Origin of the sequence: Glutamicibacter sp. JL.03c (genome assembly GCF_025854375.1) — a bacterium.
Lineage (GTDB): Bacteria > Actinomycetota > Actinomycetes > Actinomycetales > Micrococcaceae > Glutamicibacter.
Genome location: NZ_CP107575.1, coordinates 2,793,701 through 2,808,438 on the forward strand (window position 1 = coordinate 2,793,701; position 14,738 = coordinate 2,808,438).

General features: G+C 63.5%; 15 protein-coding genes. 5 read left to right on the top strand and 10 right to left on the bottom strand.

Annotation, left to right across the window (positions count from 1 at the left end):
• Window positions 1–186: 186 nt before the first annotated feature.
• Window positions 187–1,641 carry an amidase gene (locus OF385_RS12905; RefSeq protein WP_264275716.1) on the bottom strand — a complete coding sequence of 485 codons (1,455 nt, stop codon included), beginning with the start codon at window positions 1,639–1,641 and terminating at the stop codon, window positions 187–189.
• Window positions 1,642–1,862: 221 nt separating this feature from the next.
• Here OF385_RS12905 and OF385_RS12910 point away from each other — a divergent pair, with 221 nt between their 5' ends.
• The 3 genes from OF385_RS12910 to OF385_RS12920 all read left to right on the top strand — a co-directional run bounded on the left by OF385_RS12910 (window position 1,863) and on the right by OF385_RS12920 (window position 4,583).
• Window positions 1,863–2,603, top strand: a complete 741-nt coding sequence (locus OF385_RS12910) for a DUF5058 family protein (protein ID WP_060702519.1) — start codon at window positions 1,863–1,865, stop codon at window positions 2,601–2,603.
• Window positions 2,604–2,625: 22 nt separating this feature from the next.
• Window positions 2,626–3,345, top strand: a complete 720-nt coding sequence (locus tag OF385_RS12915) for a hypothetical protein (RefSeq protein ID WP_264275717.1) — start codon at window positions 2,626–2,628, stop codon at window positions 3,343–3,345.
• 71 nt (window positions 3,346–3,416) lie between these two features.
• Window positions 3,417–4,583 (top strand): amidohydrolase, encoded by a 1,167-nt coding sequence (locus OF385_RS12920; protein WP_264277932.1) that lies wholly within the window; start codon window positions 3,417–3,419, stop codon window positions 4,581–4,583.
• Between the two features lie 22 nt (window positions 4,584–4,605).
• Here the strand turns inward: OF385_RS12920 and OF385_RS12925 are convergent, their stop codons facing one another.
• From OF385_RS12925 to mmsB, 5 genes are all read right to left on the bottom strand, one after another.
• Entirely contained in the window at window positions 4,606–5,421 is an 816-nt protein-coding gene (locus tag OF385_RS12925; protein WP_264275718.1) for an HAD family hydrolase, read from the bottom strand.
• A 7-nt stretch (window positions 5,422–5,428) separates the two neighbouring features.
• Window positions 5,429–6,238 carry a polyphosphate--glucose phosphotransferase gene (gene ppgK / locus OF385_RS12930; protein ID WP_264275719.1) on the bottom strand — a complete coding sequence of 270 codons (810 nt, stop codon included), beginning with the start codon at window positions 6,236–6,238 and terminating at the stop codon, window positions 5,429–5,431.
• A 68-nt stretch (window positions 6,239–6,306) separates the two neighbouring features.
• The gene (locus tag OF385_RS12935) at window positions 6,307–7,371 is read right to left on the bottom strand and encodes an ROK family transcriptional regulator (RefSeq protein WP_264275720.1); all 1,065 of its coding nucleotides are present in this window, start codon (window positions 7,369–7,371) and stop codon (window positions 6,307–6,309) included.
• A gap of 16 nt (window positions 7,372–7,387) precedes the next feature.
• Complete coding sequence (locus tag OF385_RS12940) at window positions 7,388–8,482, bottom strand: alcohol dehydrogenase catalytic domain-containing protein (RefSeq protein ID WP_264275721.1); 1,095 nt, start codon at window positions 8,480–8,482, stop codon at window positions 7,388–7,390.
• A gap of 1 nt (window position 8,483) precedes the next feature.
• On the bottom strand, window positions 8,484–9,407 hold the full coding sequence (gene mmsB / locus OF385_RS12945) for a 3-hydroxyisobutyrate dehydrogenase (RefSeq protein ID WP_264275722.1): 924 nt from the start codon (window positions 9,405–9,407) through the stop codon (window positions 8,484–8,486).
• A 138-nt stretch (window positions 9,408–9,545) separates the two neighbouring features.
• Between mmsB and OF385_RS12950 the strand changes: the two genes are divergently transcribed.
• Window positions 9,546–10,469 (top strand): LysR family transcriptional regulator, encoded by a 924-nt coding sequence (locus tag OF385_RS12950; RefSeq protein ID WP_264275723.1) that lies wholly within the window; start codon window positions 9,546–9,548, stop codon window positions 10,467–10,469.
• Here OF385_RS12950 and OF385_RS12955 read toward each other — a convergent pair.
• On the bottom strand, window positions 10,435–10,983 hold the full coding sequence (locus OF385_RS12955) for a hypothetical protein (protein WP_264275724.1): 549 nt from the start codon (window positions 10,981–10,983) through the stop codon (window positions 10,435–10,437). The genes OF385_RS12950 and OF385_RS12955 overlap by 35 nt on opposite strands.
• A gap of 193 nt (window positions 10,984–11,176) precedes the next feature.
• Complete coding sequence (locus OF385_RS12960) at window positions 11,177–12,556, bottom strand: MFS transporter (protein ID WP_319019119.1); 1,380 nt, start codon at window positions 12,554–12,556, stop codon at window positions 11,177–11,179.
• A gap of 170 nt (window positions 12,557–12,726) precedes the next feature.
• Between OF385_RS12960 and OF385_RS12965 the strand changes: the two genes are divergently transcribed.
• Entirely contained in the window at window positions 12,727–13,050 is a 324-nt protein-coding gene (locus OF385_RS12965) for a CHY zinc finger protein (RefSeq protein ID WP_264275725.1), read from the top strand.
• Here OF385_RS12965 and OF385_RS12970 read toward each other — a convergent pair.
• The gene (locus tag OF385_RS12970; protein WP_264275726.1) at window positions 13,047–13,475 is read right to left on the bottom strand and encodes a universal stress protein; all 429 of its coding nucleotides are present in this window, start codon (window positions 13,473–13,475) and stop codon (window positions 13,047–13,049) included. The two genes, OF385_RS12965 and OF385_RS12970, sit on opposite strands and share 4 nt — an antisense overlap.
• Before the next feature lie 30 nt (window positions 13,476–13,505).
• Complete coding sequence (locus tag OF385_RS12975) at window positions 13,506–14,711, bottom strand: NAD(P)/FAD-dependent oxidoreductase (protein ID WP_264275727.1); 1,206 nt, start codon at window positions 14,709–14,711, stop codon at window positions 13,506–13,508.
• Window positions 14,712–14,738: the final 27 nt, after the last annotated feature.

Sequence of the window (14,738 nt, forward strand, 5' to 3'; positions counted from 1 at the left end):
CACAGCGTCCGCTTGAAGCAGCGCTTGCAGAATGCCCTTGTGAAACCCTCACTTGCTCAATCCTTGCACGTTTGGACTTGGTCGTGGCTGACCAGTGCACAGTTCGCGCATGCGAAACCTGCCGGCAGCAATAGCCCTCTACGGAATGTGCATTGGCCGCGCGGCCTGCCTTTCACTAGCTTGCCCTTAGAAAGTTGCGGTCTTGATTTCATTGACCGGTACCGATGCCGGATCAGCCACCAGGCGTGGCAGCTGCTCTGCAAAGCCGGCCTGTTCCTCGTATCCGGCGGCCCAATCGAGCAGCTGGACATCGTGGTAGTGATTCGCGGCCATCTGCCATCCCACCGGAAGCCCGGAATCGGTGAAACCGCCGGGCATGGATATGACCGGCAAACCCGTGGCTGAAAGCAGGCATGCCGAGCGCATCCAATCCAGGTAAGTCTCTGCCTGGGTGCCGGCAATCCGCTCGGGCCAGCGCTCGGTGGCATCGAAAGGCAGGACCTGGGCGGCCGGGGAGAGAAACAGGTCGTAGCGCAAGAAATAGTTCTGCACTGCCTGCTCCAGCCGGGTGCGAGCCGCCATGGTTGAAATCATGGCCGCAGCGTCAAGATCCAGCCCCTTCTTCACGTTCCAGAGGACTTCTGGCTTGATCAGCGATTCATGGCTGCGGACCAGGCCACCGAGATTGGTTGCGAAGTCGAAGGCGCGGACGTTGCCGAAGACTTCGTCTGCATCCGAAAAATCTATGCAGGCCTCCTCCACAATGGCGCCAGCCAGCTCGAACAATGACAGCTGTCGCTGTAGGACCTCGATGACTTCGCGCTCCACCGGGACGCCGATTCCGAAGTCGAAGCTGTAGCCAATTCGAACCCCGCGCAAATCCGGGATCGGCGTCTTGAAATCACCTGCAGCCAGCTTGTTCGGGGTCGATATTAGGGCATCACCGGTGCTGGCCCGCATGAATAGCGCGATGTCCTCCACGGTGCGTGCAATGGGCCCAGAGCGCGCTAGCCACGAGTACCCATTGGATGGCGCTTCCAAGGGGATCACCCCGTATGAAGGGCGGAAGCCGATGACGTTGCAGAAACTCGCGGGAATGCGCAAGGAACCGCCCATGTCAGAACCGTCTCCGAGTGGCTGGATCCGGGCAGCTACTGCGGCGGCAACGCCCCCTGAGGAACCGCCCGCAGATCGATCCACGGCATAGGGATTTGTGGTGGTGCCGTAGACCTCGTTGAAGGTATGCGATCCTGCACCGAACTCCGGGACATTGCTCTTACCGGTCCTGATCGCACCTGCGGCGGCAAGTCGGGCGATTTGCAGATCGTCGTGCTCCGGGACGTTGTCCTTCAATGCGAGCGAACCCTGGGTAGAGAGCAGGCCAGCAGTATTGAACGTGTCCTTGTGCGTCATGGGCAAACCATGCAGCACCCCCGTCGGCTCATTTCTGGCAGTCGCCTCATCCGCGGCCGCCGCAAGTGTTCTCGCGCGATCAAAATCCGTGATGACCACGGCGTTGATCTGGGCATTAACTTCCCCAATAGCCTGGATATGGCTCTCCAGGGCTTCACGGGCCGAAAGTTCGCGGCTGCGGATCTTCCCCGTCAATTCGGTTGCGCTCAACTGTTGAATCTCGTTCATGACCGTTTCCACCTAGCTGTTTCGATATTGCGATTTGTGCCACAATCATCCACTTATGCTGACCGTAAACGGAATAGATCCCGCGAAAACTTTCCAGATTGGGGTATTTGGCCAAAAATATGGCCGATTCACACATTCCTTGCCAAAGGAACACCCTGCAGGGAACCTTGATTGAAATGAGACGCGCATCACGCCAAGCAACCAAATCCTAAGGAGTTCCGATGCATTTCCCGCTTTCAGCCGGAGATCCAGGATCAACCGACATCCTGGCTATCGCCAACAACCCTTTCCTGTGGTTCTGCGCCCTGGGCGTCTTTGCGGTGATCTTCATTCAAACCATCCTCTACGTCCGAGCCGCCAAGGCCGCGGCACCACATGTGGATATGCCAGTGCGCGAAGTCAAGGAAGCCTTTCGTGCCGGTGCCGTCGCATCGATCGGGCCTTCCCTCTCAGTGGTCCTGGTGGCTATCGCCTTGCTGGCACTTTTCGGTACACCAGCGGTCCTCGTTCGCATCGGGCTGATCGGTTCGGCTTCCACGGAAACGGCCAGCGCTAATCTCGCGGCCCAATCCATGGGAGCCATTCTCGGCGGGGAGAACTACACCCAGCAGGTTTTTGCAGTGGCCTTCATGGCCATGAGCCTTTCGGGCGCCATGTGGATGCTCTGCACCCTGCTGCTGACTCCGGTATTGAAGCGCGGCGGCAAATCCTTGGCCAAGCGCAATCCGGCAGCAATGGCGTTGATCCCCACGGCGGCTCTGCTTGGAGCCTTCAGCATGCTGACCATTGCTGAAATCCCCAAGTCCAGCATCCACATGATGCTGGTACTGATCTCGGCAGCTTCAATGGCCTTCTTCCTGTTCCTCGCCAAAGTGCTCCATGCCAAATGGCTCAAGGAATGGGCCCTGGGATTCGCGATCCTGATCTCCATAACCGCCGGATATCTGATGCATACCGCATAGCCGGCATGAAAGGACAGAACTCATGAGCACATCAACATTGACCAACGCCGATGCCTCGATGGCCCGTTTCGAGAGCCAGACCACGCGCTACGGGTCGCTGACCATGACCGCGGGATTGATCCTCTCCCTGCTCGGCCCCATCTACCTCGTCTTCTTCTCAGGGCTCCAGATCAGTCCTTCGATGCTCTTGGTTGCCCTGGCTGCGGTCGCGGCCACCTTCGGTGTCTTCTGGATTGTCGAGCCGCTGACGTATTTCCCGATTCTCGGATCAGCGGCGATGTACCAGGCTTTCATGATCGGCAATATTTCCAATAAGCTGCTCCCGGCCGCCATCGTGGCCCAGTCCGCGATCGATGCCAAGCCTGGCACCCGCCGCGGCGATCTGGCTGCTGTGATGGCCATCGGCGGAGCTGCTACCGTGCACCTGACCAGCCTCCTGGTGTTCGTCGGAATCTTCGGCTCTTGGCTCGTATCGGTCATCCCCACAGAAATGATCGAAGTTGCCCGCGTCTATATCCTTCCCTCGCTCATGGGCGCGGTGCTGGTCCAGGCGATTGTCGCCATGAAGCAGGTTCGCCCCACCATCGTGGCCATTGCGCTCTCGCTGATCATGTACTTCGTCGTGATCCCGCTTCTTCCATCCCTGGCCCTGTTCGGAACGGCACTCGTGGTGCTTTTTTCGATCATCGTTTCCTGGATCGTGCGGGACCGCAAAGCAATCCACAACCCCGCTGCCGACTAAGAGGAGTCATCGTGAATACCGAATCCGCCACTGCCTTGCAGACCGCCCTGACCGCCGAGCAGGCTGCGCACATGCATCAGATGTACCGGCATCTGCATGCCCACCCGGAGTTGTCCATGCAAGAACACCAGACGGCCGCCTATATCGGCCAGCAGCTCGATGCCCTGGGCATCGAAAACTTCCTCTGCGGAGGAACCGGGGTGGTCGGCATCCAGCGCAATGGCGAAGGCCCGGTCGTCGCTTTCCGAGCCGATACCGACGGCCTGCCCATTGCCGAGGATACGGGGGCCGACTACGCCTCGTCGGCTCGCGGACGACTGGCCGACGGCACCGATGTGCCTGTGATGCATGGCTGCGGCCACGACACCCACGTCACAGCGGCCCTGACCGCGGCCGCCCGGCTGGCCGAGCAAACTGCCGCATGGAGCGGAACCATCGTCTGGATCTTCCAGCCGGGCGAGGAAACCAGCGCCGGGGCCAGGGCAATGCTCGATGACGGACTATGGGACAAGGCCCCCAAGCCATCGATCATCCTCGGGCAACATGTTTTCCCCTTCCCTGCCGGCACAGTCGGGCTGACCAGTGGTCCGGCGATGGCGATGGCTGATTCGTTGAAAGTCATACTGCATGGCAAGCAGTCCCACGGCTCACAGCCGCAGGACTCCATTGATCCGATCGTCCAAGGGGCATATACGATCGCGCGCCTGCAGTCCCTGGTCTCGCGTGAACGCCACCCGCAGTCTCCCGCGGTGCTTACCTGCGGATCCTTCCATGCCGGGCTGAAAGAGAATATCATTCCGGACCGCGCGGAATTCACCTTGAATATCAGGACTTTCGATGAGGAAACCCGCACCCAGCTGCTGGACGGAGTCGCTCGCATCGTTCAAGCAGAAGCGGCCGCGTCGGACGCGCCGGCACCTCAGATCGAAGCCCTGAATTCCTTCCCCAAGCTGCACAACAACCCCGAGCACACGCAGCGCGTCAAGCAGGCGCTCATCGGCGAACTGGGCGGCGAACAGGTCGCAGATCTGCCCGCGGCGATGGGTTCGGAGGACTTCGGCGCGCTGGGCGACGAAATCTCGGTTCCCTATGTGTACTGGTTCTTTGGCGGGTTTCTCGCACGTGACGAGGCTCCGCCGGTCAATCACTCGCCCTTCTTCCTGCCAGACTACGAGCTGTCCCTGGCCACCGGGGTCCGCGCCGCCTTGGCCGGTCTGGGGCACTACCTGGCTCGGTAGCTCGCCGGAAATCCGCTGCCTGCTACAGCTGGGTGCGTCCTTCAAGATAGGCGCGCAGCACCTGTAATACACCATGCTCGGTATTGGCCGGGGCGGTGAAGTTTGCCGCCGCGGCCACCTCCGGGTGGGCATTGGCCATGGCGAAGGAATAGGTGGCGGCCTTGATCATTTCCAGATCGTTGGGGTAGTCGCCGAACACCACGGTTTCGTCATCCCCGATGCCAAGCTCCTTCTGCAGTGCGCCCAGGGCGAGCCCCTTGTGCACGCCGTGGTTCATGGCATCGACCCAGTGGCTTCCCGAGATCACTACCTGCAGGGGCACGTCGAGCGCTGCGGCCATTTCCCGGACCTGGCTGGTGCCCACGTTCACGGCCATCTTGATGATTTCGTCCTCGACGTCGTCGAGGTCCTGGACCACCTGCACCGCCCGGTAGTACGGGGCGACAGCGTCGGCAAACTTCTGGTCCTGGCGCTCCACGTAGGCGGTGCGCCGTCCGCACAGCACCAGTCCGGCATCCAGCGCGCCCTGTTGGCGCACGGCGTCGATGACCTTGCCTACCGACGCCCGGTCGATGATGTTGGAATAGATTTCGTTTTCGCCATCCATCACCACGGTGCCGTTTTCGGCGATGATGGCGATTTCCCCGAGCTGGGCGAATTGTTCACGCAGGGTGGCGAACTGCCGGCCCGATGCCGGCACGAACTTGATGCCGCGGGCCTGCAGCTGGTCGATCACGCCCCAGGATTCATCGGGGATTTGACCGTCGCCGTCCAAGAAGGTGCCGTCCATGTCGACAGCAACGAGTTTGATCTGGGCGTTCGGGTCAACCGTATGCATGTGGTTCCTAATTGCCCGGATGCATGGCACGCTGTGCGGCGCCCAACACCCCGGCGGCGTTGTTGAATTCTGCGGGAACGAGTTTTGCCCGCAAGTCCAGCTTAGGCAAGAAGTGCTCGTGGTCCTCGGAGATTGCGCCGCCGATGACAATCAAGTCAGGGCTGCACAGGAATTCCACGTGCGAGAGGTAGCGCTGCAAGCGGGCGATGTATTCGTCCCAGCTCAAGTCTTCTTCGCGCATGACGCGCGCGGCGGCCTTGCTCTCTGCGTCGAAGCCGTCGATTTCCAGATGGCCGAATTCGACGTTCGGGAACAGCACGCCATCGCGGAAGAATGCGGAGCCGATGCCGGTGCCCAGGGTCAGCAGCAAGGTGCTGCCCTTCAGCGGCACGCCGTTCTTGGAGCCGGCGCCCGCGTAGACCTCTGCAACGCCGGCGGCGTCAGCGTCGTTCAGCAGGTGGACTTCGCGCTCCAGCACCTTGCTGAGCATGGCGGTGGCATCCAGGCCGATCCAGGCCTTGTCGATGTTGGCAGCCGAATGCACGACGCCGTCAATGACGATGCCTGGCACGGTCACGCCGGCCGGGATGCCGGCGAGGTCTTCACCGGTGGCTTCCTGGAGATCGCGGATAATTTGTGCCATGACTTCGGCGACGGCGTCGGGATGAGCGCCTTCTGGAGTGGTCGCCTTGTCCAGGGTGCTTTCGACAAGCTGTCCGTCGGTTCCGACCAGAGCGTACTTGATCGAAGATCCGCCCATGTCAAGGCCGATGGCAGCGAACTGCGACTTGGATGCCGATGCGGCAGATGTTGCCATCAGGATTCTCCCCAGCGTTGCAAAGAAATTTTAAGGACTCTTTACGATATAAAGCTTCCGGCGTTTGGTCAACGTTCGCGGTAGTTTTCCCAAAGATTAGATAAGGCGATCTCTCGGGCACCGGCAATCGCGCCATGGGCGGCAGACTGGGCGCCCAGGGTTGACGGGCGCACCGTGACCGGAACCAGCAAGCGCTCATTGACCTCGCCAGCCAGCGCTTCGCACAACGGAGCGGTCACCGCGGGACCGGTGACCACCAGCTGCTGGGGGTCCACGAAGCCGACCAGATTGGCCAGCACCTGGCTCAGCGGCTTCAAGAATACCGGCCAGGTCCGCTGATCGGCCAGGCGCTCCCACAGGATGCGGGTCTGGAACATGCCGACCTCGCCGAGAATCTCGCGCAGGTTCTGATCCCCGAGCAGCTGGGTCTCCAGCTCGCCGGCGGTGCCGTGGCGTCCGCGGTGCAGCTTTCCATCAATCACCAAACCGGCACCCAGGCCGGCGCCGATGTACAACATCATCAACGAGCCGTCGGTATCGCCGGCTTCGGCCACGGCCATCCAGTTCACGTCGTTATCCAGCACCACGGGGATATCAGCGGCAAAAAGCCCGGCGAGGTTGGCCCCTGAGGCCGGGAAAATCACGGTGGGCACCACGCGTTCAGCCTCTTCGCGCAGCACCGGAGCCGCCTGGCTGACCGCGGCCGCCAGCAGCGGGGAACCCAATTGCTTGCGCACCCGGGCGATTTCGGTGGCCGCCATCTTCTCCACTTCGGCGGCGCTGCTGTGCGGGGTCAACGGGTAAAGCCGGTCCACCACAATGGCACCGGAAAGATCAGTGGCCCTGACCTGAAGGGACTCGGCCTGCAGGCAGAGAGCCAGCAGGTGCCCGAACTCGCTGCGCAGCGCATAGCGTTCCGGGGTCCGGCCGCGCTTGGTTTCGACCGGACGGTCGATGGCGGTGGCCAACCCATTCTCCTGCAGGCGGGAAATCGCCTGGGATGCGGTGGGCTTGGAAATCCCCAGGTCCGCAGAAATCTGGGTGCGTGTGGCCGGGGCGGCGCACAGGTAGTCGAACACCCGGATATCGGTCAGAGTTGCCAGTGCCCGTGGGCCAGCGGTCGAATCAGTCACCCCTCAATCCTACTGGTCACGGCAGCAGGACTTGGCGCACCGAGCGCCCTTCGGCCAGTTCATCCAGCGCCTCATTGATCTGCGCCATCGGCCGGGTGCGCACCAGCTTCTCGACCGGCAGCCTTCCGGACCGCCAGAGTTCCTCGTAGTAGGGAATGTCCTTGGCTGGCAGGGCCGATCCCATATAGCTGCCGATAATGGTGCGCGCCCCGGCGGTCAGCGCCAGCGGCTCGATGCTGCTCATCGCCCCCGGCGCTGGCAGCCCGACGGTCACCAGCGTCCCGCCCACCCCGGTGGCCGACAACGCGGTTTCGAAGGCGCGCGGGTGCCCGGCCGCTTCAATGACGATCTGCGCGCCGCGGCCGGCGAGATCCTGGGGCGTGCAGGCCTCGTCGGCGCCCAGCTCCAGCGCTGTGGCCAGTTTGTCCTCATTGGCATCGATGGCCAGGATCTTGCCGGTGGTGCGTTGCCCGACGGCGACCAGCAGGGCAGCCATGCCGACCCCGCCCAGACCTACAATGGCCACGTCCTCGACTCCGCCGGCGTGGGCCGCATTGCGCAGCGCCCCGCCGCCGGTGAGCACCGCGCAGCCGAGCACCGCGGCGACTTCCGGCGGCACGTCCCGCCCGACGGGAACCAGGCTGCGCGCATCCATGACCGCATGATCAGCGAAGGCCGATACGCCCAGATGGTGGTGGACCGGCGAACCGTCCATCGACAACCGGCGAGCGCCGGTGAGCAGTGTTCCGGCGGTATTGGCTTCGGTGCCTGCGATGCAGGGCAGCTTGCCGCCGGTGGCGCAGGCGGAGCAGTGCCCGCAGCGTGGCAGGAACACCGAGATGACCTGTTGCCCCACGGCAAGATCCACTCCCTCACCGGCCTGTTCGATGATGCCGGCCGATTCGTGGCCGAGCACCATCGGCACCGGCCGCGGCCGGTTCCCGTCGATCACCGACAGATCAGAGTGGCACAGCCCGGCAGCGTTGATCCGCACCAGCACCTCGCCGGGCCCGGGGCCATCAAGCTGCACTGCACGCAGGGCCAGTGGCCGGTGCTCGGCATAGGGTCGCTGGTTCTCCCGCTGTTCGAGGACGGCAGCCTGAATCAGCATGCTAGCCTGCCTGCTCGGGGTCCCAGCCGTGGACCTTTTCATCGGGCAGCAGGTTCTTGACGATCAGCGAGCAGTCCCTGTCCCCCAGTCCCTGCGCGATCAGTTCGTCGAAGTGCTCCTTGGCCAGGGTCGCCGCCGGCAGCCGCACCCCGGTGCTCTGGCCGGCGTCCAGCGCCAATCCCACGTCCTTGCGCGCCAGGTCCGTGCGGAAGGTGGCTTCGAAGTTCTTGTTGGCTGCGGCGGTGTCGATGATATCCGGGACCGGGTACCAGGTCTGCTGCGCCCAGGAGCGCCCGGAGGAGACCGAGGCGATCTCCCAGAACACCTTGGGATCCAGTCCGAGCTTTTCGGCCAGCTGCGATCCTTCGGCGCTGGCCATCAGATCGATGAAGAGCATCATGTTGTTGCAGATCTTCGCGGCAATGCCCATGCTGGCGGCCCCGGCGACAATGGTCCGTCCGCTCATCGGGGCGATGTACCCGGTGGCGCGCTCCATGAGCTTCGCTTCTCCGCCGAGCATGAAAGCCAGGGTGCCGGCGGCCGCTCCGGAGATCCCGCCGGATACCGGGGCGTCCACGAAGTCCAGCCCGCGTTGCGCGGATCCTTCATGGATATAGCGAGAGGTTTCGATGTCCACCGTGGAAGAATCGATCAGCAGCATCCGTTCGGTGGCATGGGCCCAGATCCCGGCCTCCCCTTCGTAGACCGAGCGCACGTGCTGGCCCTTGGGAAGCATGGTGAAGACGGCATCCACCGAGTCCATGGCTTCGGCGATGGACCCTGCGATCTGCACGCCGCCTTCGGCCGCTGCGGCGCAGGCCTGCTCGTTGAGGTCGAAGCCCCTGACGGCGTGCCCTGCCGCGACCAGGTTGGCGGTCATTGGCCCGCCCATATTGCCCAAGCCGATCCATGCGTAGCTGCTCATCATTGTCCCCTCGCCATTGAGTTTTCTCTGCTCAGGCCAGCGTAGGTTCTTGGCTGGCGGCCGCTCAATGCTTCACGGCAAGCCAATTGCGCAAGCATGGTGTGCGCCAGCGCACACTCGACATGGCAGACTGGTGTCATGGACCGCCCGATCGATTACCGCCACCTCGAATCCCTGATCGCCCTGCTCACCGTCGCCCGCCTGGGCCGGTATACCGCGGCGGCAGCGGTCCTCGGGGTGAACCATTCGACGATCTCCCGGCGCATTGATGCACTGCAAAAGGCGATGGGCGGCCACCTGCTCACCCACACCCCCAATGGCTGGGAGCTGACCGACCTGGGCCGCCGGGCCATGGCCAGCGCGGAAGCCATCGAACAGGCCGTGGCCGCGATCAGCACCGAAGACGACTCGCCAACGCTGTCCGGGCACGTGCGGCTGGCCGCTCCCGATGCTTTCAGCGCGCATTTGGCGGCGCCGGCCCTGGCGAAGTTGCAGGCCAAGCACCCGCAGCTGGTGTTCGAAATCGTCTCGGAAACCACCCGCGCCCGGCAGACCCGCACCGGCATGGATCTGGAAATCGTCATCGGGCAGCCCAATGTGCGCAAGGCGGCGTCCACCAAGCTCATGGACTACGAACTGCGCCTATATGCCACAGCCGAGTATCTTGAAGCCCACGGCACCCCGCAGCAGCTCTCGGATCTGGCCGGGCACAGATTGAATTACTACATCGACACGGCGCTGACCGTGGACAAGCTCGATGAGGCGACCAGCCACCTGCCGCCGATGCACCGCGCGATTTCCTCCACCAGCATTGCGGTGCAGTACGCGGCAACGATGAATCATGCCGGGCTCGGGCTGCTGCCGGTCTTCCTCTCCAAGCACTATCCGAATCTGATACCGGTCCTGCACGAACAGTTCAGCTATCTTTCCGAATACTGGCTCGTGGGCCGCGAGGAAGCGCTGCGCAGCAAGGCGGTCCAGGCCACGGTGCGGGCGCTGAATGATGCGGCGGCCCATGGCGACTGGTTCATTCTTCCCGTTGCCGACCAGGCTCCCAGCTGAGCACCTGATCACAAAGGGCCTGCACGCTGCGCGAGCTCTCGAGCCGCAGCACTGGCAGCTGCAGCGTGCCCAGCCAGGCTTCGTGCCGTGCTCGGCTGCGCCCGCTGAATTCTGGATCATCATATTTGCTGGCCCAGCCCAGGAATTCGCCGAAGGCTTCGGTATTGATCTCTTCGCCGCGCCTGCGGATCCTCTCGCGCTGTTCAATTCGCTGCAGCCGCTCGGTGGCGTGCAGACTGAGGAATACCACCGCGTCGCAGCGTTGCAGGATCTCGTCTCCCCAGCCATTGATGCCCCCGGAGAGCACCCAGGCTGAACGCCGCGCAAAAACCTCCAGCATCAGCTCAACGCGCCGCGCCGGGTTCCGCTGCCGGGTGTAGGGCGGGTCGGTTGGCGCCCAGAAGTAGTCATCCGAATCCGCATGAGGCACCGCCCAGGCATCGGCGATAGCCCGGCCCAGTGTGGTGGTTCCACTCCCGCTGCCACCTGTAATGTGCAATTTGCACGGCTGCATGGATGCTCCTGCCCTGTATATCGACCTCTTGAGGACAAGTCTATGGCGGAACAAAACTTCTGCAGATGTGGCTAGCTGCCAACATCTATTGCCCGGTCTTGCAGTGTGCGAACGGGCATTGCTCCGGGCCGCATGACAGGAAAGTGGCCAACCCAATTGGGCTGGCCACTGTCGAGTTTTCTGGTCTCTGTGATTACTTCTGCATCTTCAGGTGCTTGGCCGCTTCGACCTCGCCACTGGCGGAGAGGCGGTCGGCCTCGTCAATGGCCGACAGGTCCATGCCCTTGGTTTCGCGCATGAAGAAGACTGCAACCAGGGTGACCAGCGCGGCGAAGACGATGTAGCCGGCCACCGGAACCCAGGATCCGTAGACCTTCAGCAGCCAGGTGGCGATGATCGGCGCCATGGAACCGGCGACGATCGAGGTCACCTGGTAGCCCAGGGAGACTCCCGAATAGCGCATCCGGGTCGGGAACATCTCGGCCATGATTGCCGGCTGCCCGGCGTACATCAGTGCGTGCACGGCCAGGCCGAGAACGATGGCGGCAAGGATGATCCCGTGGTTGGCGGTGTTGAACATGGGGAAGGCCGCCACGCCCCAGACCATCATGAGGATGACACCGGTGCCGTAGACCCGACGACGTCCACGGGTATCGGTGAACCGTCCCACCAGCGGCACCAGGATCGCGTGGATGACGTGGGCGATCAGCATCAGCCCCAGGATTGTGGAGGTCACCATCTTCAGCTGGGTAGCCATGTAGGTGATGGAGAAGGTCACGACCATGTAGTACATGATGTTCTCACCGAAGCGCAGGCCCATGGCGGTGAAGACGCCGCGCGGGTAGCGCTTGAAGACCTCGCCCACACCGTAGCCGGCGGCGGCGTTCTGCTCCAGCTCGGCCTTGGCTTCCTTGAAGATCGGCGCATCGGATACGCGAGTGCGGATGTAGTAGCCGACGATCACGATCACCACCGACAGCCAGAAGCCCACGCGCCAGCCCCAGGCCAGGAAGGCTTCCTCGCTGAGCGTCGAGGAGAGCACCAGCAGCACGACCGTGGCCAGCAGGTTGCCTACGGGGACTGCAGCCTGCGGCCAGGAGGCCCAGAAGCCGCGTTCCTTGTTCGGCGCGTGTTCGGCCACGAGCAGCACCGCGCCGCCCCATTCGCCGCCCACCGCGAAGCCCTGCAGGAAGCGCAGGATGACCAGCATGATCGGAGCCGCGTAGCCCACCGCGTCGAAGGTCGGCAGGCAGCCCATCAGGAAGGTGGTGGCGCCGACCAGGACGATCGCCACCTGCAACAGGTGCTTGCGTCCGTACTTGTCGCCGAAGTGGCCGAAGACGATGCCGCCGATGGGCCGGGCGATGAAGCCCACCGCATAGGTCAGAAAGGCCTTGATGATGTTGTCCAGGTCGTTGCCGTTGTCCGGGAAGAAGATCTTGTTGAAGACCAGGGTCGCGGCGGTGGCGTAGAGGAAAAACTCGTACCACTCGACGACGGTGCCGGCCATGGAGGCCGCGACTACCCGGCGCAATCCCTTGCGCTCGGACTTTGATGACGTTTCACTGACCACTGTGGGGTTCCTTCCGCCCTGCCAGTTCCCCCGTTGGAACTAGCCCTCAACAGCGAGTATGACCCGGATCACATCGCCAAAGATAGCCGAAACGGTGCATAGTGGGACACAGATTGTGCACATTCGGCGTGCTTTTTTGCACATGCCGGCAACCGCGAACAGGATTCTTGATGACAGCTTCGGTGAAACTGCTCGGCGTGCAGATGGATGGGCAGACCCGGTGCGCGCACTACCACCAGCTGCGCGACGTGATTGCGCTCAGGCACTTCTGCTGCGATACCTACTACCCCTGCCACCAATGCCATGCCGAGCTGGCCGGCCACCCGGCCCAGGTGTGGCCTGCCAGCCGCTTCGATGAGCCCGCGGTTTTGTGCGGGGTCTGCGGCACCGAGCTGAGCGTGAACGAGTACCGCGGCGCCGCCAGCTGCCCGCACTGCCAGGCGCTGTTCAACCCGGGCTGCTCGGCCCACGCGCACCTGTATTTCGAGTTCTAGCCCGCATCGCGCAGCGGAACCACCAGCACCGGCCGATGCTGCTTCTGGGCCAGCGCCAGGGCAATCGAGCCGTCGAGGAGTTCGGCGACCTTCTGGCGCAATCCCGCGCGCCGGGTGCCCACGACGATCATCCGCGCGTCCTGCTGCTCGGCCACCACGGCCAGCACCTTGGCCGGGTCCCCGGCGATGGCGTAGCTCTCGAAGCTCACGCCGGTGATCGCCAGCGACAGCTCCCACGCCAGGTCCTCCCCCACCGGTTCCGCCGCGTCCAGCAGGTCCCCGTCGGCCAGTTTCTCGGTCACATATCGGCCGCTGAGCGCATGCACGCAGATCAATCGGGCGTTCAGATCGCGCGCCAGTTGTGCGGCGGCAGTGAGCACGCCTGGCTCCATGCCCTGCTCTACTCCCAGAACCACGGTACTCATCGTCGGCACCTGCCCCTTTCTCGGCTTGGATTACAGGTCAGCGAGTTCGATCTTCGGATCCGCCAGGCGCTCGGCGGAGAGTTCCCGCCCTATCACTGCGCGCAGTTCATCGTTGACATCCCAGATATTCACATTGGCCGCCGCGGTGACCACCTGCGAATTGCGCCAGAAGACCAGGAACTCGCCGCTGTCCACGTCACCGCGGATCACCGTCTCGTCCCCTGGGGCACTGTGCCCGACATACTCCATGCCCAGTTCGAATTGGTCGGTGAAGAAGTACGGCCACCAATCATGGGATTCGCTGCCGCCGAGCAGCGTGGCGGCGGCCAGCTTGCCTTGCCGGATGGCGTTATCCCAGTGCTCCACGCGCACCCGCCGTCCTAGCCGGGTGTTCATCGCCTGGGCGATATCGCCGATGGCCAGGATGCGCGGGTCGCTGCTGCGCAGGGTTGCATCCACCAGCACCCCCTGGTCCACGTCGAGCCCCGCCGTTTCGGCCAGCTGCAGATTGGGCACGGCGCCGATGGCCAGCAGGACCACGTCGGCCGGCGAGGAACCGGCCGACGAGAGCACCTGCAAATGCCCGTCGGCCTGTTCGATGCCGTGGACCTTGGCGGTGCGCACATCCACCCCGTGGCGCTGATGCAGATCGAGCAGGTGCCGCCCGAAACGCTGGCCGAATACCGCGGCCAGCGGAACCTCGGAGGTGGAATATACGGTGACCCGCGCCCCGAGCTGGCGGGCGCTGGCGGCAACTTCCATGCCGATCCAGCCGGAACCCACAATGGAGACCCGCGCCCCGTCGGTGATGTCGGCTTTGAGCGCTTTGGCATCGGAAAGCTTGCGCAAGGTGTGCACCCCGGGCAGGTCGTAGCCGGCCAGAGGCGCATCGCCGCCGAGATTCGCCCGCGATCCGGTGGCGAGCACCAGCTGGTCGTAGTCGACCGCACTGCCATCGGCGAGCAGCACCTGGCGCCGGGCGGATTCGATGCTGATCGCCGCCACGCCAAGCCGCGGCTCGACCTTGTGCTCCTGGTACCAGATGGCATCATGCACCGTGAAGCTCTCCGGCTCCTCATTGCCCTGCAGGTAGCCTTTGGAGAGCGGCGGACGCTCATAGGGCAGTTCCGATTCCTCGCCGATCAGCGTGATCGGCCCGGTGAATCCCCGATCGCGCAGCTCGGTGACTGCCGTGGCGCCGGCCAGCCCGGCACCCAGCACGACTATTGATTCCATTAGTGCCCCTCGGCTCATGAAGTCCTT